Here is a 26,888-nt window from a genome sequence, read left to right as displayed (position 1 = left end):
TCAGGCCTTCCCCTCGGCGGTGCGGGTGGCGGCGCCGGATCCCGCCGGAGCGCCGGCGCGGGCGGCCGGGCGCGACGGTCCGAACTGGCCGCGGCCGCGGTAGCGCGGCGACTCCTTGGCGCCGAGGCGCTTCGGGTCGAGGCCGGACCACTTGTGGCCACCGCCGAAGAAGTTCGTGCGGGCGAGGAGCTGGACCATCGGGTGCGTGAAGACCATGACGACGAGCAGGTCGATGATCGTGGTCAGGCCGAGCGTGAAGGCGAACCCGCGCACGTTGGCCGAGGCGAGGACGTAGAGCACGATGGCCGCGATGAAGTTGACGGTGTCGGCCGCGATGATCGTGCGCCGCGCGCGCTTCCAGCCGGTCTCGACGGCGGCCACGAGCGGGCGGCCGTCGCGGACCTCGTCGCGGATGCGTTCGAAGTACACGATGAACGAGTCGGCCGTGACGCCGATGGCGACGATGAGGCCGGTGACGCCGGCCATGGTCAGACGCAGGCCGTGCGTCGTGCCGAGGATCGTCACCGCGAGGTAGGTGATGCCCGACGCGACGAGCAGCGAGGCCACGGTGACGAAGCCGAGCGCCCGGTACTGGATGAGCGAGTAGATGACGACGAGGATCAGGCCGACGAGACCGGCGAGCAGGCCGATGCGCAGCTGCTCCTCACCCAGCTGGGGCGTGATCGTGTCGTTCGTCTGCAGCGCGAACTGCAGCGGGAGCGCACCGAACTTCAGCTGCTGCGCCAGGGCCTTGGCCGAGTCGATGGTGAACGAGCCGGTGATCGAGGCGCGCCCGTCGGAGATGACGGCGCGGGCCTGCGGGGCCGTGATGACCGACTTGTCGAGCACGACGGCGAACTGGTCCATCGGCGGCTGGCTCTGCAGGCCGTAGAGGCGCTTGGTGACCTCGGCGAACTTCTTCGCGCCTTCCGAGTTGAACGAGAGGACGACCTCGACGATGGAGGTGGGCTGGCCGTTCGGGCCGGGCTGGTAGCCGCTCGAGGCGTCCGAGATCTGGCTGCCGTCGATCTCGACCGGGCCGAGGACGAACTTCGACGTGCGGTCGTCGCTGCACGTCGCGAGCGGCAGCGTCGCGTCATCGACGATCGCGTCGACGGCGCCCGGCTTGGCGCAGCTGAGGGCGACGAAGTCCTTGGCCGTCTTGGCGGCGGCGGTGTCGGCCTTGGCCTTGTCCCAGCCGATACCGACGAGACCCTGGCTCACCTGGGCCTTGACGGCGGCCTCGGTCTGCTCGGCGGTGGGCGCCGCCGGCGTCGTGGCCGCGGGGGCCGGGGTGGTCGCCGCGCCGGCGGGCGTCGTCGCGGACGGCGTCGGGGCCGTCGTCGCGGCGCGCAGCGCCTGCGGGACCGCGCCGTTCTGGGCCGTGGCCGACGTCGAGGGGGTGGTGGCCGGCGTCGTGGCGGTGCCGGTGGGCGTCGGGGTGCCCGTCGAGCCGGTCGAGCCCGTCGTCGCACCCGGGTTCACCTGCGCGGCGCTGGTGTCGGCGTTCTGGATGAAGACGGCCCGGAACCGCAGCTGCGAGGGCTTGCGGATCGCGTCGAGCTGCTCCTTGGTGGGGCTGCCCGGGATCGAGACGACGATGTTGTCGCCGCCCTGGGTGGAGATCTCGGCCTCGCTGACGCCGTTGGCGTCGATGCGCTGGCGGATGATGTCGACGGCCTGGTCGATCTGGCCCTGGGTGACCGGGGCCGCGTTGCCGACCGTGACGGGCTTGAGGACGAGCTCGGTGCCGCCCTCGAGGTCGAGGCCGAGGCGCGGCGCCCAGGAGCCGCCACCCCACTGGGCGAGGCCTGCGGTCAGTGCGCCGAGGCCGAGGATGATGACGACGAGCGCGACGAGGGTGCGGGTCGCGGACTTGCGGATGGACGTACGAGCCACGGACGCCTCACTGACCCGTCGGGGTGCTGCCGGTGGCGTCGTCGCCCGGCATCGAGTCCTGTCCGGCGGTACCGGTGGTCGCGTCCTGCTTCATGGCGACGGCGCGACGGTCGACGCGGATGGTGACGCCCTCGGCGATCTCGAGCCACGCCGTCGAGTCGTCGAGCCGGCGGACGGTGCCGAAGATGCCCGAGGACGTGACGACCTCGTCGCCGACCGACAGGGCGGAGCTGAACTGCCGCATCTGCTTCATCCGCTTGTTCTGGGTCCAGAACAGCCAGCCGATGAGCAGCAGCGGCAGGAGGAAGATCAGCAACGAGAAGGACCCGTTGGAGTTCATGTCAGCTCAATCCTTCGTGTCTACGTCCGATGTCGGCGCCGGGCACAGCGAGCCCACTCGTGTGGTGTCGGCTGTGGCGTCAACGACCGGAGGCACCCGATGGTGCCGCGGCAGCGGCGATGGTGCCCGCAGGAGTCTACGTGCGCGCCCGCAGTTTGTCAGAACGGTCACACCACTCACACGCGGGCCCCCGGTCACGTTTTGGCACCGGTTGCCGCGGGAGTCGGCACCGGGCGCGGCACAGGGCTCGGCCGGGCCGGCTCAGCCCTCGAAGCGCCCGCCGCCGGCGTCGTCGAGCGGCAGAGTCGCCGTCCAGATGCCGTGGGCCTCGGCGGGCGGGGTCAGCCCGAGGTGGTCCCACGCGAGGCGCGAGGCGGCGCGGCCACGAGGCGTGCGCACCATGAACCCCTCCCGCACGAGGAACGGCTCGGCGACGGTCTCGACCGTGTCGGGCTCCTCCCCGACGGCCACGGCGAGGGTGGACAGGCCCACCGGACCGCCGGCGAAGCGTCGGCACAGGGCCTCGAGGACGGCGCGGTCGAGGCGGTCGAGGCCGCGCTCGTCGACGTCGAACAGCTCGAGGGCGCGCCGGGCCGCGGCGTGGGTGACCCGGTCCTCGCCGTGCACCTGGGCCCAGTCGCGGACGCGGCGCAGCAGCCGGTTGGCGATGCGCGGCGTGCCGCGGGAGCGCAGCGAGATCTCGCGGATCCCGTCCTCGTCGGCCTCGAGCCCGAGCAGCCGGGCCGACCGGTGCAGGATCGTCACGAGGTCGGTGGCGGCGTAGAAGTCGAGGTGGCCGGTGAAGCCGAACCGGTCACGCAGCGGCGCGGGCAGCAGCCCGGCGCGGGTGGTGGCCCCGACGACGGTGAACGGCGGCAGCTCGAGCGGGATGGCCGTCGCGCCGGGGCCCTTGCCGATGATGACGTCGACGCGGAAGTCCTCCATCGCGAGGTAGAGCATCTCCTCGGCCGACCTGGACATCCGGTGGATCTCGTCGAGGAAGAGCACCTCGCCCTCGGCGAGCGAGGACAGGACCGAGGCGAGGTCGCCGGCGTGCTGGATGGCCGGACCGGACGTGATGCGGATCGGCTGCTCGAGCTCGCTGGCGACGATCATCGCCAGGGTCGTCTTGCCGAGGCCCGGCGGACCGGACAGCAGGACGTGGTCGGGCGGCGTGCCGCGCCGGCGGGCAGCCGTCAGGACGAGCCCGAGCTGCTCGCGGACGCGGTCCTGCCCGGGGAAGTCGTCGAGACGTCGGGGCCGCAGCGCGGCCTCGACCTGGCGCTCGTCGCCGGGGCCGTCCTCGTGGACGCGGGCGTCGACGATGCGCGAGGTTGCGTCGAACGAGCCGTCCTCCCAGACCTCGAGGTCGGGCAGGTCGGGCAGGTCGGGGGCGGCGCCGGCGTCCGGCCGGGTGCCGCTCACCGGCCGAGCTCCTGGAGGGCCGCACGCAGCAGCGCCGACACCCCGGCGCCCTCTGCGGCCTTCGGCGCCACCTTGTCGAGGGCGTCCTCGGCCTGGCGGACGGTCCACCCGAGCCCGACGAGGGCCTCGCGGACCTGCTCGCGCCACGCCTCGCCGGTGTCGAGCGGGACCGGCTCGGCGGCCGTGCCGGAGCCGGGCAGCGCGCCGATCTTGTCCTTGAGCTCGAGGACGAGCCGCTCGGCGCCCTTGCGGCCGATGCCGGGCACCTTGGTCAGGGCGGTGAGGTCGCCGGTGCCGAGGGCGACGCGCACGGCGTCGGGCGAGTGGACGGCGAGGAGGGCGAGCGCGAGGCGCGGGCCGACGCCCGAGACCGTCTGGACGGTCTCGAAGACGAGCTTCTCGTCGTCGGTGGCGAAGCCGTAGAGCGTCAGGGAGTCCTCGCGGACGACGAGCGTCGTGGCGAGGTCGGCCTGCTGGCCGTGCCGGACGGAGGCCGCCGTGGCGGGGGTGGTGTGCACGAGCATGCCGACCCCGCCGACGCCGACGACGACGGAGTCGAGGCCGACCTTGAGGACGGTGCCGGACAGGGACGCGATCATCGGGGGCGGGCTCCTGGGAGGGTGCGGGCGTACGGGGTGGCTGACACCGGCCGTGGGGTGGTGCCGGCGGAGGGGACCGGACGCGTCCGGCGGGGGGTGCGCGCGAGCAGCTCGTCGCGGGCCTGCTCGAGGCGGTTCTGGGTGCCGCCGCGCCACACGTGGCAGATGGCGAGGGCGAGCGCGTCGGCGGCATCGGCGGGCTTGGGCGGGGTGTCGAGGCCGAGGAGGCGGGTGACCATCGTCGTGACCTGCGCCTTGTCGGCGCGGCCGTTGCCGCTGACCGCGGCCTTGACCTCGGTGGGTGTGTGGAGCGCGACGGGCAGGCCGCGCCGCTCGGCGAGCATCATGACGATGCCGGTGACCTGGGCGGTGCCCATGACGGTGGAGACGTTGGCGTCGGCGAAGACCCGCTCGATGGCGACCGCCTCGGGCCGGTGCCGCTCGAACCACAGGCGCATCTCGTCCTCGACGGCGACGAGCCGGCGCGGCGTCGGGTCGCCGGCCGGCGTGCGGATGACCCCCACCTCGACGAGCGAGAGCCGCCGGCCGGGCAGGCCGTCGACGACGCCGACGCCGCAGCGCGTCAGGCCGGGGTCGACCGCGAGGACGCGCACGCCGAACCTCCTCGTGAATGGACGTGACGGGACCGGGACCGGCCTTGAACCGAACAGGTGTTCGGGAACACGCTAACCGCCCGCCCCCGCAACAAGCAGGAGGCACGCCGGTCGCCGGCGTGCCTCCTCACCCGAGGTGGAGCGTCCTCACTCCTCGTCGTCGAGCTGCGCGAGCACGTCGTCGGGGATGTCGCCGTTGGCGAAGACGTTCTGCACGTCGTCGCTGTCCTCGAGGGCCTCGATGACGCGGATCATCTTCTTCGCGCCGTCGAGGTCGAGGGGGACCTGGAGGTTCGGGACGAACGACGCCTCGGCCGACTCGTAGTCGATGCCGGCGTCCTGGAGCGCCGTGCGGACCGCGACGAAGTCGGTGGCCTCGGAGATGATCTCCCACGTGTCGCCGTTGTCGTTGACCTCCTCGGCGCCCGCCTCGAGCACGACCTCGAGGATGTCGTCCTCGGAGCCGGCCTCCTTGAGGACCGTCACGACGCCCTTGCGGTTGAACACGTACGACACCGAGCCCGGGTCGGCCAGCTGGCCGCCGTTGCGGGTCAGGGCGGTGCGCACCTCCGCGGCCGCGCGGTTGCGGTTGTCGGTGAGGCACTCGATGAGCACGGCGACGCCGTTGGGTGCGTAGCCCTCGTACATGATCGTCTGCCAGTCGGCCGCGCCCGCCTCGGCGCCCGACGCGCGCTTGACCGCACGGTCGATGTTGTCGTTGGGCACCGAGGTCTTCTTCGCCTTCTGGATGGCGTCGTAGAGCGTCGGGTTGCCCGCGGGGTCAGCGCCGCCCTGGCGGGCCGCGACCTCGATGTTCTTGATGAGCTTGGCGAAGAGCTTGCCGCGCTTGGCGTCCTTGGCAGCCTTCTGGTGCTTGGTGGTGGCCCATTTGGAGTGGCCGCTCATGCAGTTCCCTCGCGTTCCGGTCTACTGGCTGTGCTGCGTGACGATGCTGACGAACTCGGCGTGGATGCGGCGGTCGCCCCCGACCTCGGGGTGGAAGGACGTCGCCATGAGGTTCCCCTGCCGAACCGCGACGATCCTACCGGCGGCGGGCCCGTCGCTCACACGGGCGAGCACCTCGACGGCGTCTCCGGCCTCCTGGACCCACGGGGCGCGGATGAAGACGGCGTGCACGGTGCCCTCGAGCCCGACGAACTCGATGTCCTGCTCGAAGGAGTCGACCTGCCGGCCGAAGGCGTTGCGGCGCACCGTGACGTCGAGGCCGCCGAGGGTCTGCTGGTCGGAGCGGCCGTCGGCGATGCGGTCGGCGAGCATGATCATGCCGGCGCAGGAGCCGTACACGGGCAGGCCCTCGGCGATGCGCCGCCGGAGGGGCTCCTGCAGGTCGAAGGCCCGGACGAGCTTGTCCATCGTCGTGGACTCGCCGCCGGGGATGACGAGCCCGTCGAGATGCTCGACCTCGGAGGGGCGCCGGACGAGGATGACGTCGGCGCCGAGGGCGGCGAGGGCGGTCGCGTGCTCTCGCACGTCGCCCTGGACGGCGAGGACGCCGATGCGGGGTGCTGCCATGGAGGCGAGGGTATGACGCGCCGGCCGGCTCGCGGACACCGGCCCCGCCTGCGGGGTGTCCGGTACCCGAGACACTCCGTGCGCTCGAGGCCCTGACGCCGGGACGGACGGCCGGGATACGTTGCGGCCATGACCGTCAGCGCCCTCGACACCCTGCTGTCCGCCGCCGAGGCCGCGGACGCCGCCTCGCCCCTGGCCGGTACGCGTGACCTCTTCGAGCTGCCCGACGGCGTCATCTACCTCGACGGCAACTCGCTCGGAGCCCTGCCCCGTGCCGTGGGCCCGGTCCTCGACGACGTCGTGCGCCGGCAGTGGGGCCAGCGGCTCATCCGGTCGTGGAACGAGCACGACTGGTGGGGCGCGCAGACCCGCGTCGGTGACGCCGTCGGACGGATCGTCGGGGCGGCGCCGGGGCAGGTCGTCGTCACCGACTCGACGTCGGTCAACCTCTTCAAGGCCGTCGTCGGCGCCGCGCGGCTGCGCCCGGGCCGCACCGTCGTGCTCACCGATCCCGGCTCCTTCCCGACCGACCTCTACATGACCGAGGCCGCCGCGCGCCTCGCCGGCCTGGAGGTGCGGCGCGTCAGCCCACGCGACGCCGTGGCGGCCGTCCGCGAGGTCGGCGACGCGCTCGCCCTCGTGTCGTACTCGAGCGTCGACTACCGCACCGGCGAGCTGTGGGACCTGCGACCGGTGACCGACGCGGCGCACGCGGTCGGCGCCCTTGCCTGCTGGGACCTGTGCCACTCCGCCGGCGTCGTCGAGGTCGACCTCGACGCGAACGGCGTCGACCTCGCCGTCGGCTGCGGCTACAAGTACCTCAACGGCGGTCCGGGTGCCCCTGCCTTCATCTACGTGGCCGCCCGCCACCAGGACGGCTTCGACCAGCCGCTCGCCGGGTGGAACGGGCACGCCCGGCCGTTCGACATGAGCCCGGACTACGAGCCGCACGCCGGCATCACGCGGGCCCGCACCGGCACGCCGCCGCTGCTGTCGGTGCTGGCCCTCGAGGCCGCCCTCACCGCCTACGACGGCCTCTCCCCCGCCGACGTGCGGGCGGCGTCGCTGTCCGTGACGTCGACGTTCATCGACGCGCTGAGTGCGCTCGGCGTGGACCTTCCGCTCGCGACACCGCACGAGCCGGCCCGACGCGGCTCCCAGGTGTCGCTGCGCCACCCGCAGGCCTTCTCCGTCGTCCAGGCCCTCATCGCCCGCGGCGTCATCGGCGACTTCCGTGAGCCCGACATCGTGCGCCTCGGCTTCGCCCCGCTCTACGTGACGCACGTCGACGCGGTCCGCGCGGCCGAGCACGTCCGCGAGGTCATCGAGGGACGCGAGTTCGAGCGTCCCGAGTTCGCCGAGCGCGGCGCCGTCACCTGAGTCGTGTGCGGTTGGTGGGGTCAGGGCCCCGTCAACCAGACACGACCCGCGGTCAGGACGGCTGACGGCGGCGGTGCGGCTCCACGAGCACGTCGACGCTGGTGCTCCACTGCTCGACCGAGCCGACGCCGCGGGGCAGGGCGCGCACGACAGGGTCGGTGACCGCGTCCTCGATCACCTGAACGGCCGCCTCGCGCACGCCACGGTAGGGGCGGTCCCAGAACGGCTCGACCGGGTCCTGGACGGCCGGCAGCCCGGACCGCCCCTGCACGCCGCCCAGCACGCGCAGCGCCGCGACGAGAGCCTCCTCGCGCACCTCCCACGCGTCGGCTGACAGGGCGCGACCCAGGAGCGGGACGACGCCGCCCGTGCGCGGGAGGCGCGCGGCGCTCGTGCCGAGCCACTTGGCGTACGGGGGCCAGCGACGCTCGAGCAGGTGCGCCAGGTGCAGGGTGACGTGGGCGAGGCGCGCCGCCACGACGCGGGAACCGAGGTCGTCGCCCCGTTCGCCCGTGCGGCCGACGAACGGCAGCTCCTGCGCGAGCCGGGCCCAGTCGGTCGCGACGACGTACCGCCAGACGTCGTCCGGGTACCAGGCGAGGGTCCGGCGGACCGCCGCGAGCTCGCCGGCGTCGTCGGCGAAGACGTCGCCGGCGGTCACCTCGAGGACGGCCTGCCCGGTGAGCGCGAGCCAGTCGGCGACGTCCAGCGGCTCGGCCGGGTCGACGCCGAGGCGCGAGGCCGCGAGGTCACGCGTCGTCTGCACCTGCACCCGGTGGCGCACCACGGGGTCCCACGTCGTGGCGAACCGCGTCGGCAGCCCCAGGACCTCGTCGGGCAGCGCCTCGGCGAGGTGGGCGTCGACCTCGTCGACACGCTCTTGGGGAACGAGGAGGTTGAGGCGTAGCCCCCAGTCGTGGTCGCGCGACATCTCGTCGTCGAGCGCGAGCACGTCCGAGCCGCTGCCGAGCCGGCCTGCACCCAAGGGCATCGCAGGCCACCGGCGTCGGACGAGGGGCTCGACGACGTCGGCCCAGTACGCCCGCGACACGGCAGCGCCGTTCATCTCCACGAGCCCGATCCTGTCAGCCCGAGCGCAGGACGCAGATCGCCGTCGCGCCCGGCGGGGCACGACGGCGATCTGCTCGATCACGTCAGGGCTGGCGCCCGGGGTCGACGTCGATGACGTCGTGCAGGTGGTCGGCCGAGAAGAGCGACGTACCGCGGACGCCTGCAGGCAGGCCGAGTGCGTCGACCGCTGCGACGAACAGCGTCGAGATCGGCAGGGACGACCCGTCGGGAGCGGGCTGGCGGACCTCTCCCAGCGCCGCCCCGCGGTCGGGCAGTCCGGCCCGACGCGCGAACTCGTCGGCGCTGGACCGCCAGCCGCGCACCCAGAGCCGGCCCATGAGGCCGCGCGGCGGCAGCCACCCATCGCTGAACATCCGCGGTTCGGAGTCGCCCTCGGCACTGGCCGCGAGGCCGGCGATGTGAGCGTTCTCGAACACCGCGACGACCGGGGACCCGAGCCGTGCGCTCGTCCGGTCGGGCGTCTCGTCGGGCCAGCTGTCGGTGACGAGGTCGGGGTCGATCCCGGCTACGCTCCACCCGTCGAGCGTCCCGACGCGAGCCGGCACCGGCACTGCCGAAGCCAGCTCGGAGGCGGACGCCCGGGTGAGCAGCGCGTAGGTCGGCCCCATCGTCACCAGCCGCGCTCGGAGAGGCGGTGCGGCTGGGCGATCTCGTCGACGTTGATGCCGACCATGGCCTCGCCGAGGCCGCGCGAGACCTTGGCGATGACGTCGGGGTCGTCGTGGAAGGTCGTCGCCTTGACGATGGCCTCGGCGCGCTGGGCCGGGTTGCCGGACTTGAAGATGCCCGAGCCGACGAAGACGCCCTCGGCGCCGAGCTGCATCATCATCGCGGCGTCGGCCGGGGTGGCGATGCCGCCCGCGGTGAAGAGCACGACGGGCAGCTTGCCGGTCTCGGCGATCTCCTTGACGAGGTCGTACGGGGCCTGCAGCTCCTTGGCCGCGACGTAGAGCTCGTCCTCCGGCAGGCTCTGCAGGCGGCGGATCTCCTGGCGGATCTGGCGCATGTGCGTCGTCGCGTTGGAGACGTCGCCGGTGCCGGCCTCGCCCTTGGAGCGGATCATCGCCGCGCCCTCGGTGATGCGGCGCAGGGCCTCGCCGAGGTTGGTCGCACCACAGACGAAGGGCACCGTGAACTGCCACTTGTCGATGTGGTTGGCGTAGTCGGCCGGGGTGAGGACCTCCGACTCGTCGATGTAGTCGACGCCGAGGCTCTGCAGCACCTGCGCCTCGACGAAGTGGCCGATGCGCGCCTTGGCCATGACCGGGATCGAGACGGCCTCGATGATGCCGTCGATCATGTCGGGGTCGCTCATGCGCGAGACGCCCCCCTGGGCGCGGATGTCGGCAGGGACCCGCTCGAGCGCCATGACGGCGACGGCGCCGGCGTCCTCGGCGATCTTGGCCTGCTCAGCGGTGACGACGTCCATGATGACGCCGCCCTTGAGCATCTCGGCCATGCCGCGCTTGACGCGCGTGGTCCCGGTGCTCGTGCCGGCGTGCCGGTCGGCCGCGGCCGCGCCGCCGGGCGTCTGGGTCGTGCTCACGATGTCCTGCTTTCGCTGTGTCGGGGGTGGCCCGTGGGAGGTCACGAGCCCCTCGACTCCAAGGGTAGGGCCCGCGGCGGGGTGCTCCCGACCGGGTCCGGGGCGCGGCCGGCTCACTCGGCGACGAGCGCGGAGACCTCGTCGTCGAACTCGATGGTGTGGGGCATCGGGGTGTACCCGGCCAGGTGGAAGACACGGACCGTCCACGTGCGCCGCACGCGTCGGACGTCGGTGACGGCGTCGTTGTGGAAGCGCCGGGCCAGCTGCACGCGCGTGCACGCCGAGGTGACGCGTCCGATGACGTCACGACCGACGGGGTCCTCGCGCAGGTCGGCGACGAGATCGGGCGGCAGCGCGACGTCGAGGGCCTCGGTGAGGTCGCTCTCGGCCTGTTCGCGCTCCTCCCCGTGCTCCGACGGCGCCTCGAGCGAGTCGGCGGCCGCGTTGGCCACGATGAGCGCCGTGGCGCCGTCGAGCAGTCCGCTGTTGGCGAGCTCGACGGCGGCCTCGGCCCGACGCACGAGCCGGGCGTCGAGGGCGGCGAGGGTGCCGCTGAGGCGCACGTGGAGCCGGTCGAGCCGCGCGGCCGTGTACGACAGGTACCAGGCGATGACGACCAGGACGAACAGGACGGCGAAGACCCACGTCAGCAGCTCGCTCATCGGGTCCTCCCCCCGGGCAGGAAGCGGCTCCACCGGGCCGGAGGTTCGAAGCTGGCGGCCGCCCGGCCCTCGATGACGGTCTCGTAGACGGCCAGGATGCGGTCGGCCACGACCGCCCAGTCGAAGAGGCGGGCTCGGCGGGCTCCGGCCTCGGCGAGGCCGCGACGCCGGGCCGGGTCGCGGATCAGCTCGACGAGGACGCGCGCGAGGTCGGCGGGGTCCTCGTTGGTGAACATGGCCCCGGCCTCGCCGCCGTCGAGCACCCGGGAGAAGGCGCCGAGGTCGCTCGCGAGCACGCAGGCGCCGGCCGACATCGCCTCGATGAGGATGATGCCGAAGCTCTCGCCGCCGGTGTTCGGGGCGACGTAGACATCGACGGACGCGAGCAGCGAGGCCTTGTCCTCGTCGGAGACGGCGCCGAGGAACTCGCACGCGGCGAGGACCTCGGACGGCCAGCCCTCCGTGACCTCCTCGGGGTCACCGGGACCGGCCACGAGGACGCGCAGACCCGGCACGGCACGCAGCACCTCGGGCAGCGCCGCGGCGAGGACCGGCAGGCCCTTGCGCGGCTCACCCATCCGGCCGAGGAACGCAACGGTCGGCGCCGCCGGGGTGCCGATCCAGGCGCTGCGGCGCGGGGCGGCGGCAAAACGGTCGACGTAGACGCCGTTGGGGATGACGACCGCGTCGCCACCGACGTGCGTCGTGACGGTACGGCGGGCGTCCTCACTGACGGCGATGCGCCCGGCGATCTTCTCGAGGCTCGGACGCACGATCGGGTAGGCGGTCTGCATCGTGCGCGAGCGGACCATCGAGGTGTGGAAGGTCGCGACGATGGGGCCCTCGGCGGCCAGGAGCGCGAGCACGCTGATGCTCGGCGTGACGGGCTCGTGCAGGTGCAGCACGTCGAACGCGCCCTGTTCGAGCCAGCGTCCGACCTTGGCCGCCGTGACGGGCCCGAAGTTGAGGCGGGCGACCGAGCCGTTGTAGCGCACCGCGGTGGCCCGGCCCGCCGACGTGACGTAGTCGGGCAGGGCGGTGTCGCTGTCGGCCGGCGCGAGCACCGAGACCTCGTGACCGAGGCCGATGAGGTGCTCGGCGAGGTCGCGGACGTGGAACTGCACACCACCCGGGACGTCGAACGAGTACGGGCAGACGATGCCGACCTTCATGGCGTCGACCCGCCGTCGGGACTCGAGGAGGGAGCCGGAGCGGGAGCGGACGCTGCGGGCGCCGGCGTCCGCGCCGGGTCGAGGTCGTCGACGAAGACGCGCTGGAGCATGTGCCAGCTCGACGTGTGCTCGCGGATCGTGACGGCGAGGTGGTCGGCGCACTGCTGGATGAGGTCGGCGGCCCGGACGGCGGTGGTGCCGGAGACGCGCGGCTCGAGCCGGGGGCTGAACTCGATGACGGTGCGGTACCCGCCGAGGCCCTCGCCCTCGGGCGCAGGCTCGTACCAGATGCGGGCAGCGTAGAGCGGTGCGCCGGTCATGAGCGAGAGCACGGCCGGGCCCTTGGCCATCCGGGCCCGGTGACCGAGCAGGTCGACCTCGACGCCGCCGTTGGTGAGGTCGCGGTCGGCGGCGAGGGCGATGAGCCGGCCGCCGCCCCGGGCCGCGGCGAGCAGTCCCTGGAACGGGTCGTCCCCGCCGGTCAGCGGGATGATGTCCATGTCGATGCTGCGCCGGAAGGCGACGAACTCCTGGTACACCTCCTCCGGCTTCAGCCGCTCGGCGACGGTCGTGACAGGCATGAGGTTGCCAGCCGACCACGCGGCGGCGAGGTCGAAGTTGCCGAGGTGCCCGACGAAGACCACAGCAGCCTCACCGCGGGCGGAACGTTCGGCGACCTCCTGCTCGCCGCGCACCTCGACGGCACCGTCGACCTGCTCCCGACGCAGCGACGGCAGCCGGAAGGCCTCGCAGTAGTAGCGCATGTACGAGCGCATCCCGGCACGAACGAGGTCGTCGAGCTCGGCGTCGGACAGCTCGGGTCGGACCCGTCGGTAGTTGGCGCGCAGCCGCACGATGCCGGATCCACTACGGCGCACGGCGATGTCGGCGACCCGGTCGAAGAGGCTGTAGGCGGCGCGTTCGGGCAGGGCTCGGACCGCGGACCACCCGAGCCGGAACCCGAGGACGCTCAGCGTGTCCGTGGCCCGGCCGAGGACCCCGCTCAACTGCGGGCCTCCCCCGCCGCGAGGGCCTGGCGCCGGACCGTCAGCATCCGCTGGAGGACGGTGACGAAGCTCGCGACCGCGAGCAGGCCGAGGACCACGCCGAGCAGGAGCGTCGAGTCGAAGAGGTCGGCGAAGAAGGCGGCCACGAGGACGGCGACCAGCCGGTCGGCGCGCTCGGCGATGCCGACGTCCGCCGTGTAGCCGAGGCCTTCGGCCCGGGCCTTGGCGTAGGACACGACGCTGCCGAGGATGAGGCACGCCAGGGCCAGTCCGGCCATGAGCTGGTTGTTGCCGCGGCCGGCGTAGTAGAGGACGAGCCCGCCGAAGATCGCGGCGTCGCCGACCCGGTCGAGGGTCGAGTCGAGGTAGGCACCCCACTTGCTCGAGCGTCCCGACTCGCGCGCCATGATGCCGTCGACGTTGTCGGAGAAGACGAAGGCGGTGATGACGAGGACGCCGACCCAGATCTGTCCGCGCGGGAAGAAGGCGAGGGCTCCGACGCAGACGCCGACGGTGCCGACGATCGTGACGACGTCCGGGCTGATGCCGAGTCGGAGGAAGAGGTGGGCGATCGGACCGAGGACCTTGGTCAGCGACGCGCGCAGGAGTCTGTTGAGCATGGTGGTGACAGCGTAACGACCGGGGCTCAGCGCTCGGGCCATGCGGCGACGAGCCGCGAGCGCGTCTCCTCGAGCAGGACCGGCAGCGCCTTGGTCTGGGCGACGATCGGCAGGAAGTTCGAGTCGCCGCTCCAGCGCGGCACGACGTGCTGGTGCAGGTGGGCGGCCACCCCGGCGCCGGCGACCGCGCCCTGGTTCATCCCGAGGTTGAACCCGTGCGGACCCGACGACGCCTCGAGGGCGCGGACGGCCTGCTTGGTCAGGGCCGTGAACTCGGCGGTCTCCTCGTCGGTGAGGTCGACGTAGAGGGAGACGTGCCGGTACGGGCAGACGAGCACGTGGCCCGGGTTGTAGGGGAAGAGGTTCATGACGACGTAGCAGTGCTCGCCGCGGTGCACGACGAGGCCCTCGGCGTCGTCCTTGCGCGGGGCGGCGCAGAACGGACAGCCGTTGCCGGCCTCGTCCGTCGGCTTGTCGCCGAGGATGTAGGCCATCCGGTGCGGGGTCCACAGCCGCTCGAAGCCGTCGTCGACCCGGGCGAAGCCCGCTGCCGGCTCGGGTGGCTCGGGCGCCTCAGGCGCCTCGGGCGCGCTCCCCTGCTCCGTCATGGTTGACGATCCTAGGGTGCGGGGGTCCGGGGACGTGAGCGGCCCTGCGGTCTCACACACCGCAGGGCCGAATCCATTGAACCGTGTCGCCGGGAGGAGGGGAAATCCGACACGCCCCGACATCGCCCTCCCGCGAGGCCGGGCGGCCGAGTGCGGGCTCCGGACGCAGATCAGCCCCGCGGGTGTGAGATCCGCGGGGCCGAGGTCCTGGGGACGCGCCGGAGCGCTGCCGGAGGCGTCCTGAGAGAGGTGAAGGCCCGGGAAGTATGAGTTCCCGGGCCTTCGGTTCTGTCCCACCGGAGTGGTTCAGAAACCGTTCCGCCGAAGCGGATCGGTAAGAACAGTTGTAACCCCGGGATCGGGTGCGGCGCAAGGGATCCGCGAAAGAATCCCGGCCCGGTTCCTTCGTGGCGGCGTGTCGGCGGGGACACGCCGTCCCAACTTCGGGAGGGCCCCCGAGTGGCCCGGCTTGTGGCCCGGCTTATGGCCCGGCTTATGGCCCGGCGCTTGCCCCGTGGCCGGCGCGAACCTAAGGTCCGGCTGTGCCTACACCGGACGACGCCTACCCCTACCTCAGCGACCTGGTGAAGGCGATGACCGGTGCCGACCTGCCCCTGCCGGTGCCGATGTTCGGTCTCCTCGTGCTCCTCGCGGTCGGCGCAGCCACCGTCGCCCTGCGCATCGAGCTGCGACGCCGGTGGCGCGCCGGCGAGCTGGCCGACGATTCGGCCGACCCACCGGCCGACGACCCGATCTCGCCGGACGGCGACACCGCGGCCGGGCGCGGCGGGGTCCGCCGCACCTCCCGCGCCGTGACGTCCCTCGAGGGGCTCGACGAGTTCACGACGACCTTCGCCGCCGCCATGCTCCTGTCGGGCATCGCCGGGGCCAAGCTCTTCTCGGTAGCCGAGGACCCCGGCGCCCTGCTCGCAGACCCGATCGGTCAGGTCTTCAACAGCAACGGGTTCAACATCATCGGCGGCCTCGTCGTCGCCACCGCGGTGGGTGTCGTCCTGCTGCGCCGCAAGGGCATCCGCGTCGCGCCGTTCCTCGACGCGGCCGCGCCGGCCCTCATGCTCGGCTACGCGGTGGGGCGGATCGGCTGCCAGGTGTCCGGTGACGGCGACTGGGGTGTGGCGGCGGACCCCGCGGCCAAGCCGGGGTGGCTGCCGACGTGGCTCTGGGCCCAGCAGTACCAGGGCAACATCTTCGGCGTGCAGATCCCCGCCCCCGGCGTCCACCCGACACCGATCTGGGAGACCGTGATGGCGCTCGTCCTCTTCGGCGTCCTGTGGGCGCTGCGCCGGCACTCGTTCCGGGCCGGGTGGCTCTTCAGCCTCTGGATCGTGCTCGCGGCGGCCGAGCGGCTCGCCATCGAGCCGTTCCGCGTCAACGAGCTGCACGGCCCGCTGCACCTGAGCCAGGCGCAGTACCTGTCGGCGCTGTTCCTCGTCGTCGGCCTGGCCGGCCTCGTGCGGTTCCGGGCCCGGCGCGAGACGACGCCGGACCCGGAACCCGTGGACCTCAGCCGAGCGTGACGGCGTAGACCTCGAACCGGCTGTCGGCGAGGACGACGGTGCCGAGCGATCCGAGCACGGTGGGCATGGGACGTTCCTTCACGGGGGCGACAGCGGTGTCTCGCCCGAGACTCGTGTCGTCCGCCCCACCGGGCAACCCGTGACCGCTGCCCTGTCCGAAGTCGACACGACATCGGACAGGACAAGGGTCCTGCGCTCAGCGCATCAGCTCAGACCTGCGCGCGGCTCTCGATCGCAGTGAGGACCTCGGCGATGGCGTCGTCGATCGGCACGCCGTTCTTCTGCGACCCGTCGCGGTAGCGGAACGACACGGCGCCGGCGGCGCGGTCCTCCTCACCGGCGATGAGCGTGAAGGGCACCTTGGACTTGCTCGCATTGCGGATCTTCTTCGGGAAGCGGTCGTCGCTGGCGTCGAGCTCGACGCGGACTCCCTTGCGCTTCATGCGGTCCAGCACGTCTCCGAGGTAGTCGGCGTAGTCCTCGGCAACCGGCACGCCGAGCACCTGGACCGGCGAGAGCCACACCGGGAACGCGCCCGCGTAGTGCTCGACGAGCACCCCGAGGAAGCGCTCGATCGAGCCGAACTTCGCCGAGTGGATCATGACCGGCTGCTGGCGCGAGCCGTCTGCGGCCTGGTACTCGAGCCCGAAGCGCTCGGGCTGGTTGAAGTCGTACTGGATCGTCGACATCTGCCAGGTGCGGCCGATCGCGTCACGGGCCTGGACCGAGATCTTCGGGCCGTAGAACGCGGCACCACCCGGGTCGGGCACGAGCTCGAGGCCTGAGGCGACGGCGACGTCCTCGAGGACCTTCGTCGCGACGGCCCACTGCTCGTCGCTGCCGATGAACTTGTCCTTCTTGTCGCCGTCCTCGTCGCGCGTCGACAGCTCGAGGTAGAAGTCGTCGAGGCCGAAGTCGCGCAGCAGGCTCAGCACGAAGTCGAGCAGGTGCTGGATCTCGGCCGGCGCCTGCCCCGGGGTGACGTAGCTGTGCGAGTCGTCCTGCGTCATGCCGCGCACGCGCGTGAGCCCGTGCACGACGCCCGACTTCTCGTAGCGGTAGACCGACCCGAACTCGAAGAACCGCAGCGGCAGCTCACGGTAGGAGCGGCCGCGCGAGCTGTAGATGAGGTTGTGCATCGGGCAGTTCATCGCCTTGAGCTGGTACTTCGCGCCCTCGAGCTCCATCGGCGGGAACATCGTGTCGGCGTAGTACGGCAGGTGGCCCGAGGTGTGGAAGAGGCCGTCCTTGGTGATGTGGGGCGTGCCGACGTAGTCGAAGCCCTCCTCGATGTGCCGGCGGCGGACGTAGTCCTCCATCTCGCGCTTGATGACGCCACCCTTCGGGTGGAACACCGGCAGCCCGGAGCCCAGCTCGTCGGGGAAGCTGAACAGGTCGAGCTCGGCCCCGAGCTTGCGGTGGTCTCGACGCTCGGCCTCGGCGAGGCGGTCGAGGTAGGCCTTGAGGTCGTCCTTGGTCGGCCACGCGGTGCCGTAGACGCGCTGCAGCTGCGGGTTCTTCTCCGACCCGCGCCAGTAGGCGGCGGCCGAGCGCATCAGCTTGAAGGCGTTGCCGATGAGCTTGGTGCTCGGGATGTGGGGGCCGCGGCAGAGGTCGCCCCAGGCCCGCGTGCCGTCGCGGCGGATGTTGTCGTAGATCGTCAGCTCGCCGGCCCCGACCTCGACGCCGGCGCCCTCGGCCGCCTCGTCGGCGTTGCCGCCCTTGAGCCCGACGAGCTCGCACTTGTACGGCTCGTGGGCGAGCTCCTCGAGGGCCTCGGCGTCGGTGACGACGCGACGCTCGAACGTCTGGCCCTCGTTGATGATCTTCTGCATGGCCTTCTCGAGGGCCTTGAGGTCATCGGGGTGGAACGGGGTCTCGACGTCGAAGTCGTAGTAGAAGCCGTCGCGGATCGGCGGACCGATGCCGAGCTTGGCGTCGGTGTGCAGCTGCTGGACCGCCTGCGCGAGGACGTGCGCGGTCGAGTGGCGCAGGACGGCCAGGCCGTCCTCGCTGGCGACGGTGACCGGCTCGACGACGTCGCCGTCGGCGAGCACGTGGAAGAGGTCACGCAGGGTGCCGTTGACCCGGGCCACGACGACGGAGCGGTCGCCCTCGAAGAGCTCACCCGCCGTCGTCTGCTCCGCGACCGTTCGCTCGCTCCCGGCGACGGTGACGGTGATGTCTGCAGACACGTGCGTGCTCCTTCTCGCCCCCGTCCGGCCGTGACGGGCCGGACGTTCGCGTTTCGGTGGGTGGACGCCGTTGGGTCACGGCGCGGTCAAGGGTATCGAGGACGCGTGCGCAGCAGCGACACGGTGCTTCGCGAGTGGCCCCGTCGCGCCACTCGGCGCCCTACGCTGGTGCGAGTCGCCGACGCCGTCGGCCGGCCCCGGGAGGCGTGCGTGCGCGTCGATGAGCTGAGTGTGTCCGAGACGGTGGCGGTGGCCGAGACCGCCGAGGCCGAGTTCATGTACGCCTTCGAGCGCGGCGCCCCCGCCGAGGCCCAGGAGGCCCTCGGGATGGAGCAGGCCCGGGTCGGTGGCGGCGTCGTTCTCGTCATGGCCGGCGACCCGACGGGGGGCTACTGGAACAAGGCCCTGGGCTTCGGCGTCAGCGAGCCGTTCACCGAGGACATCGCCCGTGACGTCGTCGACCGCTACCGCAGGGCGGCCGCACCTGCGGGGGTGCTTCAGCTGGCACCCGCGGCGCTCCCCGAGGACTGGGAGGACATCAGCGGACGCCTCGGCATCGTCGCCGGGAACGTGTGGGCGAAGCTGCTGCGCCCCGCCGACGAGCCTGCCGCACAGGCGCGCTCGGACCTCGAGATCGGTCCACTCGATCCTGGCGAGGCGGACGCGTGGGCGCGCCTGTTCGCCCGCGGGTTCGGCATGCCCGAGCATCCCTCGCTGCTCGCGATGTTCGCCGAGGGGGCGCGCTCGGGGCTGCGCTCCGGCTTCCGTCCCTGGGGCGCCCACGACGGACCGCGGCTGGTGGCTGCCGCGCAGCTGTTCGTCCACGACGGCCTGGGCGCGTTCTGCGGGGCCGCGACCGACGAGCAAGCCCGTGGCCTCGGGGCGCAGTCGGCCTTCATGCAGCAGCGCGTCGAGGCCGCCCGGGTGGCCGGGTGCACGTGGCTCAGCTCCGAGACGTGGCAGGAGTCCGATGGCCAGCACAACCCGTCGCTGCACAACATGGAACGGGCCGGGTTCGTGCAGGTCTACGACCGCGTCAACTGGGTGTGGCGCCCCTGAGCGAGCACTCGGGGCCCGGGCGACCAGGTGGGTCCACCTGATCGCCCGGGCCCCGGGGCACTCACCAGCTGTTGCGCACCACTGCGTGCTCGACGTCGCCCTTGGCCGACTCGAGCACCGACAGCGACGACGCGTCGTCGAAGGCCGTGCGCAGGCGCACGGTCGACGGCAGCCGGACGGGCTTGCGGAACCAGACGCTGCTCGTGAGGCCGGACTGCGGGAGCTTGGGTCCGAGCGAGGCGAGCACCCTTGCGTACGAGTACATCCCGTGTGCGATGGCAGTCGGGAACCCGAGCGGCTTGGCGGTGAAGGCGTGCACGTGGATCGGGTTCCAGTCGCCGGAGACCGACGCATAGGCCCTCCCCGTGCCCTCGCCGAGCCGCCAGCGCGGCCCGGTCGTCACGGCGTCGAGCGGCGCCGACGACGGCGGCTCGGAGACCACGGCGTCCGGGTGTTCGGTGCCGCGCGACAGGTAGGTGCTGACGCCGCGCCAGACGAGCTCCCCGGCGACGCTGGCCTCCGAGACGAGGTCGACCTGCCGGCCCCGACGGTGCGGGCGCAGGTCGGCCGCGCGGACCGAGACGTCGAGCACCTCGTCGACGCGGACCGGCCGGGTCGCGGTGATCGTGTTCTCGACGTGGACGGCGCCGAGCAGCGGCAGCGGGAACCCGTCGCCGCTCATGACGACCATCTGGAGCGGGAAGGCGAGCAGGTGCGGGTAGGTCGGCGGGATCGTCCCGTCGACGGTGAAGCCGCAGACCCGCGAGTACGCGACCAGGTCGGCGACATCGACCCGCACGCCGGCGCGGGACACCTCGACGTCGGGCAGCTCGCCTGCGGACGAGCCACGGCGCAGGGCCGCCGTGGCGTAGATGCGGCGCAGGTCCGGCGGGCCGTCGAGCGTCGTGTGGCGCGTCATCGGCCTCACGCCCCGAGCAGGCTCTGGCCGCAGACGCGCACGACCTGCCCGGTCACGGCGGCGGCACCCGGCTGGGCGAACCAGGCGATGGTCTCGGCCACGTCACGTGGGCGGCCCCCCTGCTGGAGGGAGTTCATCCGGCGACCGATCTCACGCGTGGCGAAGGGGATCTTGGCCGTCATCTCCGTCTCGATGAACCCGGGAGCCACGGCGTTGACGGTGATGCCGCGCGCGGCCACCTGCGCCGACAGTGCGGTGACGAGCCCGATGACGCCGGCCTTGCTCGCTCCGTAGTTCGTCTGCCCCCGGTTGCCGGCGATCCCGGCGATCGAGGCGACGCAGACGATCCGGCCACCGTCGGAGAGCCCACCCTCGCCGAGGATGGCTTCGTTCATCCGCAGGATCGAGGCGAGGTTGACCCCGATGACGGAGTCCCACCGCGCGTCGTCCATGTTGACGAAGAGCTTGTCGCGGGTGATGCCGGCGTTGTGGACGACGATGTCGAGCGAGCCGTGGCGCGAGCGGGCGTGCTCGACGAGCCGTGCACCCGCGTCGGGCGCGGTGACGTCGAGCTGGAGCGCGGTTCCCTTGACCTCGTTGGCGACCCGCGCGAGGGCGTCGCCGGCCTGGGGCACGTCTACGGCCACGACGGTCGCGCCGTCGCGGGCCATGACCCGCGCGATCTCGGCACCGATGCCGCGAGCGGCACCGGTGACGACCGCGACCTTGCCCTCGAGCGGGCGCAGGGCGTCGGCCTCGGCGCCGGTGGACTCGTCGACGCGAACGACCTGCCCGTCGACGTAGGCCGAGCGGCCCGAGAGGAAGAACTCGACAGCGGAGCGGACACCTTCGGAGGCCTCGCCCGTGGTGAGCACGAGGTTGGCGGTGGCGCCGGCGCGCAGCTCCTTGCCGATCGAGCGCACGACGCCCTCGAGGGCGCGCTGCGTGGCCACGTCGGCGACGCCGGTCAGCGACGCGGGGTCGGTACCGACGACGACGACGCGTCCGTTGCGAGCCAGGCGCTTGACCGCGGGCGCCCCGACGACGCGCAGGGCGGCCAGCTCGTCGGGGTGCGTGGCGGCGCTGAGGTCGAGGACCACGGCGCCGAGGCGCGTGCCCTCGGCGACCGCGTCGGCCGACTCGACGGTGGCGATCCCGAGGGAGCCGAGCCACTCGGCGAGCGCTGTGCCGAAGCGACCTCCGCCGGCGACGAGGACCGGCCCCTCGCAGAGCGGCAGACCGGGCTCGTAGCGCCGCAGCGGCGTCGGCTGCGGCACGCCGACCTTCTTGGCCACGGGCGAGCTGATGAGCGTGGTGAGCAGGTCGGGCACGGGTCAGGCCTCCAGGATCGCGACGACGCCCTGCCCACCGGCAGCGCAGATGGAGATGAGGCCGCGGCCGCCGCCGGCCTCCTTGAGCTGCTTGGCCAGCGAGGCGACGATGCGCCCGCCCGTGGCGGCGAACGGGTGCCCGGCGGCGAGGGACGAGCCGTTGACGTTGAGCTTCGAGCGGTCGATCGCGCCGAGGGGGGCGTCGAGGCCGAGGCGCGCCTTGCAGAAGTCGGGGTCCTCCCACGCCGTCAACGTGGTGAGCACCGTGGCGGCGAAGGCCTCGTGGATCTCGTAGTAGTCGAAGTCCTGCAGGGACAGGCCGTTTCGGGCGAGCAGCCGGGGCACGGCGTAGGCGGGTGCCATGAGCAGGCCCTCGTCGCCGTGGACGTAGTCGACCGCGGCGGTCTCGGCGTCGACGAACCAGGCGAGCGGCTCGAGGTGGTGCCCGGCGGCCCAGTCCTCGCTCGCGAGCAGCACGGCCGAGGCGCCGTCGGTGAGCGGCGTCGAGTTGCCGGCGGTCATCGTCGCGCCCTCGCCCCGTCCGAAGACCGGCTTGAGGGCCGCGAGCTTGTCGGCGCTCGTGTCGGGGCGCAGGTTGTTGTCGCGGGTGAGCCCGAGGTAGGGCGTCATGAGGTCGTCGAAGAAGCCGCGGTCGTAGGCTGCGGCGAGGTGGTGGTGGCTCGCGGCGGCCAGCTCGTCCTGGGCCTCGCGCGAGATGCCCCACTGGGCGGCCGTGACGGCCATGTGCTCGCCCATCGACATCCCGGTGCGCGGCTCGACGTTCTGCGGAACCGACGGCAGGAGGTCGCCGGGACGCAGGCCGGCGAGGGCCTTGACCTTCGCCCCCGGGGTGCGGGCACGGTTCGCCGCGAGCAACGTGTGGCGCAGACCCTCGCTGACGGCGATCGGGGCGTCGCTGGCCGTGTCGACACCACCGGCGATGCCGGACTCGACCTGGCCGAGGGCGATCTTGTTCGCGACGAGGATCGCCGCCTCGAGCCCGGTGCCGCACGCCTGCTGGACGTCGTAGGCGGGGGTGGCCGGCGACAGTCGGGTGCCGAGGACGGTCTCGCGGGTCAGGTTGAAGTCGCGGCTGTGCTTGAGGACCGCGCCCGCGACGACCTCGCCGAGTCGCTCGCCCGAGAGGCCGTACCGGGCGACGAGGCCGTCGACGGTGGCGGTGAGCATGTCCTGGTTACCGGCCTGCGCGTACGCGCCGTTGGCCCTGGCGAAGGGGATGCGGTTGCCCCCGAGGACCGCGACGCGGCGGGGCGCTCGGGCGGTGGTGGTGGACGCCATGGGTCTGTACCTGCTCTCGCTCGGGTGGAGGTTTCTGGCTGTCGTTGTTCTCAAGATAACCGAAACTGGCAGTAGTCGATACAGCGCGTACCTGTTACTTTCGTGAGATGGACGACGTCAACGAGCCCCGGTCGAGCGGCTCCCGCGCGCCGCGTCGGGGTCGGACCGGCGCAGCCACCCGTGACGGGCGCGACGCCCGGTGGGAGCGCCACCGCGAGGAACGCCGGGCCGCCCTCGTCGACGCGACGATCCGGGCCATCCGTCGCCACGGAGCGACGGTCGGCATGGACGACATCGCCGCCGAGGCCGGCACGAGCAAGACCGTCGTCTACCGGCACTTCGAGGACCGCGCCGGGCTCTACCGGGCCGTGGCCGAACGCATCGATGCCCGGGTCGTCCGCGACGTGGGGGCGGCCCTCGCGCGCAACGACGCGGACGGCGGCGCGGGCGACCCGCGCGGGCTCATCGCCTCGACCGTCGAGGCCTATCTCGCACTCGTCGAGTCCGACACCGAGGTCTACCGCTTCGTCGTCAACCGGCCACTCGTCGACCGTCCGCTCGCCGACGACCCCGTCGGGGGCACCGTGGCCCAGGTGGCCGACCGTCTCACCGGGCTGCTGCGGGGCTCGTTCGAGGCGTCGGCGACCGACACCGGCCGCGCGCGCACCTGGGCCATCGCCCTGGTCGGCTCGGTGCAGGCGGTCGCCGACGACTGGCTGGCGACCGCCCACCGCACTCCGCGGGCCGAGGTGGTCGCGGCCCTCACCGACCTCGCGTGGACCGGCCTCGCCCCCGTCCTCTCCCCCTCCGGTTCCCTCCCCCGGTCCCCCGACAGTCCTGACACCCCCGCCAGCACGCCCGCCCAGGAGGCCCGCCGTGTCCGCTGAACCCACCACCGCACCGATCCTGCCGCCGCCCGGCGCCGACGCCCTGCGCGCCCACCTCGACGGCCCGCGTCGGGCCGTGCGTGAGCGCTGTCGCGAGCTCGACCACGCCGTCTTCGGTCCGCCGGACCGGCCGCTCCCGCTCGAGGAGCACCGTGCGCGCGTCCGCGACCAGATGCAGCGGCTGGCCGCCGAACCCTATGCGGCACAGGGCTGCCCGGAGCGTCAGGGGGGCAGTGCACAGTACGGCGACTCCGTGGCCGCCTTCGAGATGCTCGGCCACAGCGACCTCTCGCTCTTCGTCAAGGCAGGCGTGCAGTGGGGCCTGTTCGGCGGGGCCGTGTCGATGCTCGGCACCGACCGTCACGACGCCCTCGTGCCGCGCATCACGAGCGGCGAGCTGCTCGGCTGCTTCGCCATGACCGAGACCGGTCACGGCAGCGACGTCCAGGCACTGCTGACGACCGCCACCTACGACCCCACCACCGACGAGCTCGTCGTCCACTCCCCCTCGCCCGCAGCGCGCAAGGACTACATCGGGGGCGCCGCCCACGACGCCCGCGTCGGGGCGGTGTTCGCCCAGCTCGTCGTGGACGGCGAATCCCAGGGCGTGCACTGCGTCCTCGTGCCGCTGCGCGACCACGAGGGCCGCACGCTGCCGGGCGTCACGGCGACCGACTGCGGGCCCAAGCTCGGCCTCGACGGTGTCGACAACGGGCGACTCTCCTTCGACCACGTCCGCGTGCCGCGCACCAACCTGCTCGGCCGCTACGGCGACATCGACGACGAGGGCCGGTACACCAGCCCCATCGACAACCCGTCGCGCCGCTTCTTCACGATGCTCGGCACGCTGGTCCGGGGTCGCATCTCGGTGGCCGGTGGTGCGGGCGCCGCCGCCCGTTCGGCTCTTGCGGTCACGACGCGGTACGCCCTCGGGCGAAGGCAGTTCGCGCCTCCCGGCGCGGGCGACGAGGTCACCGTGCTCGACTACCGCACCTACCAACGCCGGCTGCTGCCCCGCATCGCCGCCGCCTACGCCCTGCAGGTGGCCCAGCACGAGCTCGTCGGCGCGATGGACGACGTGCTGTCGGGCCGCGCCCCCGGTGAGGAGGCCCAGCGGCGCCTCGAGACCAGCGCCGCCGGGATCAAGGCGCTGACCACGCGGCACACCACCGACACCCTGCAGGAGTGCCGTGAGCTGTGCGGAGGGGCCGGCTACCTCCACGCCAACCGGCTCGCCCAGCTGAAGGCCGACACCGACATCTTCACGACCTTCGAGGGCGACAACACGGTGTTGCTCCAGCTCGTCGCCAAGTCGCTGCTCACCGACTACCGCTCGACGTTCGGCGACCTCGACACGGTCGGCATCGTCCGGTTCGGCGCACGCCTGGCTGCCGGCACGGTCATCGAGCGTTCCGCCGCCCGCGGCATCGTCCAGCGCATCGTCGACGCCTCGCCCGGCCGCGACGAGGACCTGACCTTCGCGGCCCGCGGCACCCAGCTGCGGCTGCTGCGCGAGCGGGAGGAGCACCTGCTCGAGGGGCTGGCCCGTCGGCTGCGTCGGGCCGAGGCTCGCGACGCCGACGCTTTCGCCGTCTTCAACGCCTGTCAGGACCACCTCGTCGACACCGCTCAGGCTCACGTGGAGCGCGTCGTCACCGAGTCGTTCGCGGCCGCCGTCGAGGAGTGCGACGACCCGCAGGTGCAGGCCCTGCTCTCGCGGGTCTGCGACCTGCACGCCCTCACGACCGTCGAGGCGCACAAGGCCTGGTACCTCGAGCACGACCGTCTGAGCCCGGCTCGCGCCAAGGCCCTCACCGCGGTCGTCAACGAGCTGTGCGCCGAGCTGCGCCCGCACGCGGGCCTGCTCGTCGACGGCTTCGGCATCCCCGACGCGTGGCTGACGACGGAGATGAACGGCGGGGCGTCGGCCGACTGACGGCGGCCGGACTCCGCTGTGCCGCAGCGGGATCGCTCAGGCGTCGGGTCGCTGGTACCGGCCGCGTCGGTGCACCAGCGACTCGGCGTCGTCGCCCAGCTCCACGTGCTCGACGACGGCCTCGACAAGGCGCGACCACCCGACGTCGTGGGTGGCGGCGTCGTCGAGACGGACGCCCGCCCACGTCGGGACGTCGAGGAGGCGCGGCCCCCAGCTCGTCTGCTCCCAGTCTCCGCCCCGGAACGGACCGCCAGGGGCCGGGCGCACGCCGGCAAAGACGTCGGCCAGCTCGCGCTGGCGCCAGCCGAGCAGGGCGACGACGGCCGTCCCTTCCTCCTCGAGGCGCTCGAGGAGGTCGGACTCCGGGTGGAGCAGGGCGACGACCCGGGCGGGCTCCCCCGCGGCGACGAGGTAGGAGGACACCGTCAGCCCGGCGCGCTCGACCCCGGAGCCGGCGGTCCACAGCGTCACCGTCGACCCGACCCGGCCCCGCAGCCGCCGGACCGGGTCGCGGTCCGGCTCGGGCGGCAGGAACGGGTGCTCGGAGTGGATCGTCACGAGGCGCCCGCGTCCGGGTCGCGTGAGGCCCCCGGCACAACGGGCACGCGGCTCACTCCGACTCGGCGACGAGCAGCAGGTCGTCGACCGCAACCTCGCCGGGCTCCACGACGTCGGCGTATACCCCGGCGCACTGCGAGGGCGCCCGGGTCACCTGCAGGGTGCAGTCGCCGAGGCGCACGGTGCGCCCGACGAGCCCTGCCAGCACCGAGGCGTCCATGTCGAGCACGACGTTGGCCTTCGGGTGGGTCTCGACGTAGTCGGCCGCCGAGACGAGGTGGACGGCGTTCTTCTTGGCCCGGTTGCCGGCCGGCCCGGTCGGCGTGATCTCGACGCTGTCGAGCTCCTGCCCCGGGGCGTCGGAGTCGGGATAGATGAACAGGCTCGACACGGCGGCGTTCATGCGGCTCAGGCTAGTCCGTCCTGCTGGCAGTCGCGCGCGGCGCGCGGCCCGGGATGCCGAACGGCCCCTGACCGGTGCTCTCACAGGTCTGGGGCCGTTCGGTGTCGGTGGACGTGAAGGGACTCGAACCCCTGACCTCTCGCGTGTGAAGCGAGCGCTCTAACCAACTGAGCTACACGTCCGGGCGCCCGTGTGCCGACGGCGATCGGGGCGACGGAGGGAAACAATAGCCTGTGCCGGACCGGTGGCGGAAATCGCCCCACTCG

Annotated in this window: 26 protein-coding genes and 1 tRNA gene; 5 read left to right on the top strand and 22 right to left on the bottom strand. The window is 72.8% G+C overall.

Features of this window, described 5'->3' with window-relative positions; genetic code table 11:
• The 7 genes from secD to pdxT form a co-directional block, all read right to left on the bottom strand.
• Complete coding sequence (gene secD / locus AC3A5R_RS08300; RefSeq protein ID WP_487620278.1) at positions 1-1,899, bottom strand: protein translocase subunit SecD; 1,899 nt, start codon at positions 1,897-1,899, stop codon at positions 1-3.
• Positions 1,900-1,906: 7 nt separating this feature from the next.
• The gene (gene yajC / locus AC3A5R_RS08295) at positions 1,907-2,239 is read right to left on the bottom strand and encodes a preprotein translocase subunit YajC (protein WP_487620277.1); all 333 of its coding nucleotides are present in this window, start codon (positions 2,237-2,239) and stop codon (positions 1,907-1,909) included.
• A gap of 261 nt (positions 2,240-2,500) precedes the next feature.
• The gene (ruvB, locus tag AC3A5R_RS08290) at positions 2,501-3,625 is read right to left on the bottom strand and encodes a Holliday junction branch migration DNA helicase RuvB (protein ID WP_487620539.1); all 1,125 of its coding nucleotides are present in this window, start codon (positions 3,623-3,625) and stop codon (positions 2,501-2,503) included.
• 35 nt (positions 3,626-3,660) lie between these two features.
• The gene (gene ruvA, locus AC3A5R_RS08285; protein ID WP_487620276.1) at positions 3,661-4,263 is read right to left on the bottom strand and encodes a Holliday junction branch migration protein RuvA; all 603 of its coding nucleotides are present in this window, start codon (positions 4,261-4,263) and stop codon (positions 3,661-3,663) included.
• On the bottom strand, positions 4,260-4,877 hold the full coding sequence (gene ruvC / locus AC3A5R_RS08280) for a crossover junction endodeoxyribonuclease RuvC (RefSeq protein WP_487620275.1): 618 nt from the start codon (positions 4,875-4,877) through the stop codon (positions 4,260-4,262). Before ruvC ends, ruvA begins: the two co-directional genes overlap by 4 nt.
• A gap of 147 nt (positions 4,878-5,024) precedes the next feature.
• Entirely contained in the window at positions 5,025-5,783 is a 759-nt protein-coding gene (locus AC3A5R_RS08275; RefSeq protein ID WP_487620274.1) for a YebC/PmpR family DNA-binding transcriptional regulator, read from the bottom strand.
• Positions 5,784-5,804: 21 nt separating this feature from the next.
• Positions 5,805-6,410, bottom strand: a complete 606-nt coding sequence (gene pdxT, locus AC3A5R_RS08270) for a pyridoxal 5'-phosphate synthase glutaminase subunit PdxT (RefSeq protein WP_487620273.1) — start codon at positions 6,408-6,410, stop codon at positions 5,805-5,807.
• A gap of 129 nt (positions 6,411-6,539) precedes the next feature.
• Here pdxT and kynU point away from each other — a divergent pair, with 129 nt between their 5' ends.
• Entirely contained in the window at positions 6,540-7,790 is a 1,251-nt protein-coding gene (gene kynU, locus AC3A5R_RS08265) for a kynureninase (RefSeq protein ID WP_487620272.1), read from the top strand.
• Between the two features lie 52 nt (positions 7,791-7,842).
• On the opposite strand, the gene AC3A5R_RS08260 is transcribed toward kynU, so the two are convergent.
• From AC3A5R_RS08260 to AC3A5R_RS08225, 8 genes are all read right to left on the bottom strand, one after another.
• Positions 7,843-8,856 carry a DUF4037 domain-containing protein gene (locus AC3A5R_RS08260; RefSeq protein ID WP_487620538.1) on the bottom strand — a complete coding sequence of 338 codons (1,014 nt, stop codon included), beginning with the start codon at positions 8,854-8,856 and terminating at the stop codon, positions 7,843-7,845.
• Positions 8,857-8,944: 88 nt separating this feature from the next.
• Positions 8,945-9,490, bottom strand: a complete 546-nt coding sequence (locus AC3A5R_RS08255; RefSeq protein ID WP_487620271.1) for a hypothetical protein — start codon at positions 9,488-9,490, stop codon at positions 8,945-8,947.
• A 2-nt stretch (positions 9,491-9,492) separates the two neighbouring features.
• A complete protein-coding gene (gene pdxS / locus AC3A5R_RS08250) occupies positions 9,493-10,428 on the bottom strand; it encodes a pyridoxal 5'-phosphate synthase lyase subunit PdxS (protein WP_487620270.1) in 936 nt (311 codons plus the stop codon).
• 113 nt (positions 10,429-10,541) lie between these two features.
• Positions 10,542-11,090, bottom strand: a complete 549-nt coding sequence (locus tag AC3A5R_RS08245; protein WP_487620269.1) for a hypothetical protein — start codon at positions 11,088-11,090, stop codon at positions 10,542-10,544.
• Entirely contained in the window at positions 11,087-12,262 is a 1,176-nt protein-coding gene (locus tag AC3A5R_RS08240) for a glycosyltransferase family 4 protein (protein ID WP_487620268.1), read from the bottom strand. The genes AC3A5R_RS08245 and AC3A5R_RS08240 overlap by 4 nt, the downstream gene beginning before the upstream one ends.
• On the bottom strand, positions 12,259-13,269 hold the full coding sequence (locus tag AC3A5R_RS08235; protein WP_487620267.1) for a phosphatidylinositol mannoside acyltransferase: 1,011 nt from the start codon (positions 13,267-13,269) through the stop codon (positions 12,259-12,261). Before AC3A5R_RS08235 ends, AC3A5R_RS08240 begins: the two co-directional genes overlap by 4 nt.
• A complete protein-coding gene (pgsA, locus tag AC3A5R_RS08230; protein ID WP_487620266.1) occupies positions 13,266-13,889 on the bottom strand; it encodes a phosphatidylinositol phosphate synthase in 624 nt (207 codons plus the stop codon). The genes AC3A5R_RS08235 and pgsA overlap by 4 nt, the downstream gene beginning before the upstream one ends.
• A 26-nt stretch (positions 13,890-13,915) precedes the next feature.
• On the bottom strand, positions 13,916-14,497 hold the full coding sequence (locus tag AC3A5R_RS08225; RefSeq protein WP_487620265.1) for an HIT family protein: 582 nt from the start codon (positions 14,495-14,497) through the stop codon (positions 13,916-13,918).
• Between the two features lie 542 nt (positions 14,498-15,039).
• Here AC3A5R_RS08225 and AC3A5R_RS08220 point away from each other — a divergent pair.
• Positions 15,040-16,035: a prolipoprotein diacylglyceryl transferase gene (locus AC3A5R_RS08220; RefSeq protein ID WP_487620264.1), complete on the top strand. Its 996-nt coding sequence runs from the start codon at positions 15,040-15,042 to the stop codon at positions 16,033-16,035.
• Positions 16,036-16,244: 209 nt separating this feature from the next.
• On the opposite strand, the gene thrS is transcribed toward AC3A5R_RS08220, so the two are convergent.
• Positions 16,245-18,230, bottom strand: coding sequence for a threonine--tRNA ligase (gene thrS, locus AC3A5R_RS08215; RefSeq protein ID WP_487620263.1), 1,986 nt, complete (start codon positions 18,228-18,230; stop codon positions 16,245-16,247).
• A 231-nt stretch (positions 18,231-18,461) separates the two neighbouring features.
• Here thrS and AC3A5R_RS08210 point away from each other — a divergent pair, with 231 nt between their 5' ends.
• On the top strand, positions 18,462-19,289 hold the full coding sequence (locus AC3A5R_RS08210) for a GCN5 family acetyltransferase (RefSeq protein ID WP_487620262.1): 828 nt from the start codon (positions 18,462-18,464) through the stop codon (positions 19,287-19,289).
• 61 nt (positions 19,290-19,350) lie between these two features.
• Here AC3A5R_RS08210 and AC3A5R_RS08205 read toward each other — a convergent pair whose 3' ends face one another.
• From AC3A5R_RS08205 to AC3A5R_RS08195, 3 genes are read right to left on the bottom strand one after another with little or no spacing between them, the layout of a single operon-like run.
• Positions 19,351-20,208, bottom strand: coding sequence for a MaoC family dehydratase (locus AC3A5R_RS08205; RefSeq protein ID WP_487620261.1), 858 nt, complete (start codon positions 20,206-20,208; stop codon positions 19,351-19,353).
• Between the two features lie 5 nt (positions 20,209-20,213).
• The gene (locus AC3A5R_RS08200; protein WP_487620260.1) at positions 20,214-21,539 is read right to left on the bottom strand and encodes a 3-oxoacyl-ACP reductase; all 1,326 of its coding nucleotides are present in this window, start codon (positions 21,537-21,539) and stop codon (positions 20,214-20,216) included.
• A gap of 3 nt (positions 21,540-21,542) precedes the next feature.
• Positions 21,543-22,838, bottom strand: coding sequence for an acetyl-CoA C-acetyltransferase (locus AC3A5R_RS08195; protein ID WP_487620259.1), 1,296 nt, complete (start codon positions 22,836-22,838; stop codon positions 21,543-21,545).
• Between the two features lie 107 nt (positions 22,839-22,945).
• Here AC3A5R_RS08195 and AC3A5R_RS08190 point away from each other — a divergent pair, with 107 nt between their 5' ends.
• Together AC3A5R_RS08190 and AC3A5R_RS08185 are read left to right on the top strand one after the other, a co-directional pair.
• Positions 22,946-23,725, top strand: a complete 780-nt coding sequence (locus tag AC3A5R_RS08190; protein ID WP_487620258.1) for a TetR/AcrR family transcriptional regulator — start codon at positions 22,946-22,948, stop codon at positions 23,723-23,725.
• A complete protein-coding gene (locus AC3A5R_RS08185; protein ID WP_487620257.1) occupies positions 23,715-25,661 on the top strand; it encodes an acyl-CoA dehydrogenase family protein in 1,947 nt (648 codons plus the stop codon). Before AC3A5R_RS08190 ends, AC3A5R_RS08185 begins: the two co-directional genes overlap by 11 nt.
• Before the next feature lie 36 nt (positions 25,662-25,697).
• Here AC3A5R_RS08185 and AC3A5R_RS08180 read toward each other — a convergent pair whose 3' ends face one another.
• From AC3A5R_RS08180 to AC3A5R_RS08170, 3 genes are all read right to left on the bottom strand, one after another.
• Positions 25,698-26,219: a flavin reductase family protein gene (locus AC3A5R_RS08180; RefSeq protein WP_487620256.1), complete on the bottom strand. Its 522-nt coding sequence runs from the start codon at positions 26,217-26,219 to the stop codon at positions 25,698-25,700.
• A 52-nt stretch (positions 26,220-26,271) separates the two neighbouring features.
• Positions 26,272-26,622 carry a hypothetical protein gene (locus AC3A5R_RS08175; protein WP_487620255.1) on the bottom strand — a complete coding sequence of 117 codons (351 nt, stop codon included), beginning with the start codon at positions 26,620-26,622 and terminating at the stop codon, positions 26,272-26,274.
• Between the two features lie 108 nt (positions 26,623-26,730).
• Positions 26,731-26,804, bottom strand: a tRNA-Val gene (locus tag AC3A5R_RS08170).
• Positions 26,805-26,888 lie beyond the last annotated feature (84 nt).

It is taken from the genome of Intrasporangium sp. Soil_C_50 (genome assembly GCF_057656595.1).
Note: the sequence above shows the minus strand (reverse complement) of the source record. Positions and strands in the feature narration are given on the sequence as shown.

Bases quoted from the DNA above. Each gene is read 5' to 3' on its own strand.
- kynU (WP_487620272.1), top strand. From the start codon at position 6,540: ATGACCGTCAGCGCCCTCGACACCCTGCTGTCCGCCGCCGAGGCCGCG.
- AC3A5R_RS08225 (WP_487620265.1), bottom strand. From the start codon at position 14,497: ATGACGGAGCAGGGGAGCGCGCCCGAGGCGCCTGAGGCGCCCGAGCCA.
- AC3A5R_RS08205 (WP_487620261.1), bottom strand. From the start codon at position 20,208: ATGACGCGCCACACGACGCTCGACGGCCCGCCGGACCTGCGCCGCATC.
- ruvA (WP_487620276.1), bottom strand. From the start codon at position 4,263: ATGATCGCGTCCCTGTCCGGCACCGTCCTCAAGGTCGGCCTCGACTCC.
- AC3A5R_RS08175 (WP_487620255.1), bottom strand. From the start codon at position 26,622: ATGAACGCCGCCGTGTCGAGCCTGTTCATCTATCCCGACTCCGACGCC.
- AC3A5R_RS08240 (WP_487620268.1), bottom strand. From the start codon at position 12,262: ATGAAGGTCGGCATCGTCTGCCCGTACTCGTTCGACGTCCCGGGTGGT.
- yajC (WP_487620277.1), bottom strand. From the start codon at position 2,239: ATGAACTCCAACGGGTCCTTCTCGTTGCTGATCTTCCTCCTGCCGCTG.
- AC3A5R_RS08260 (WP_487620538.1), bottom strand. From the start codon at position 8,856: ATGAACGGCGCTGCCGTGTCGCGGGCGTACTGGGCCGACGTCGTCGAG.
- AC3A5R_RS08275 (WP_487620274.1), bottom strand. From the start codon at position 5,783: ATGAGCGGCCACTCCAAATGGGCCACCACCAAGCACCAGAAGGCTGCC.
- AC3A5R_RS08255 (WP_487620271.1), bottom strand. From the start codon at position 9,490: ATGGGGCCGACCTACGCGCTGCTCACCCGGGCGTCCGCCTCCGAGCTG.
- pgsA (WP_487620266.1), bottom strand. From the start codon at position 13,889: ATGCTCAACAGACTCCTGCGCGCGTCGCTGACCAAGGTCCTCGGTCCG.
- AC3A5R_RS08195 (WP_487620259.1), bottom strand. From the start codon at position 22,838: ATGGCGTCCACCACCACCGCCCGAGCGCCCCGCCGCGTCGCGGTCCTC.
- AC3A5R_RS08190 (WP_487620258.1), top strand. From the start codon at position 22,946: ATGGACGACGTCAACGAGCCCCGGTCGAGCGGCTCCCGCGCGCCGCGT.
- pdxT (WP_487620273.1), bottom strand. From the start codon at position 6,410: ATGGCAGCACCCCGCATCGGCGTCCTCGCCGTCCAGGGCGACGTGCGA.
- AC3A5R_RS08245 (WP_487620269.1), bottom strand. From the start codon at position 11,090: ATGAGCGAGCTGCTGACGTGGGTCTTCGCCGTCCTGTTCGTCCTGGTC.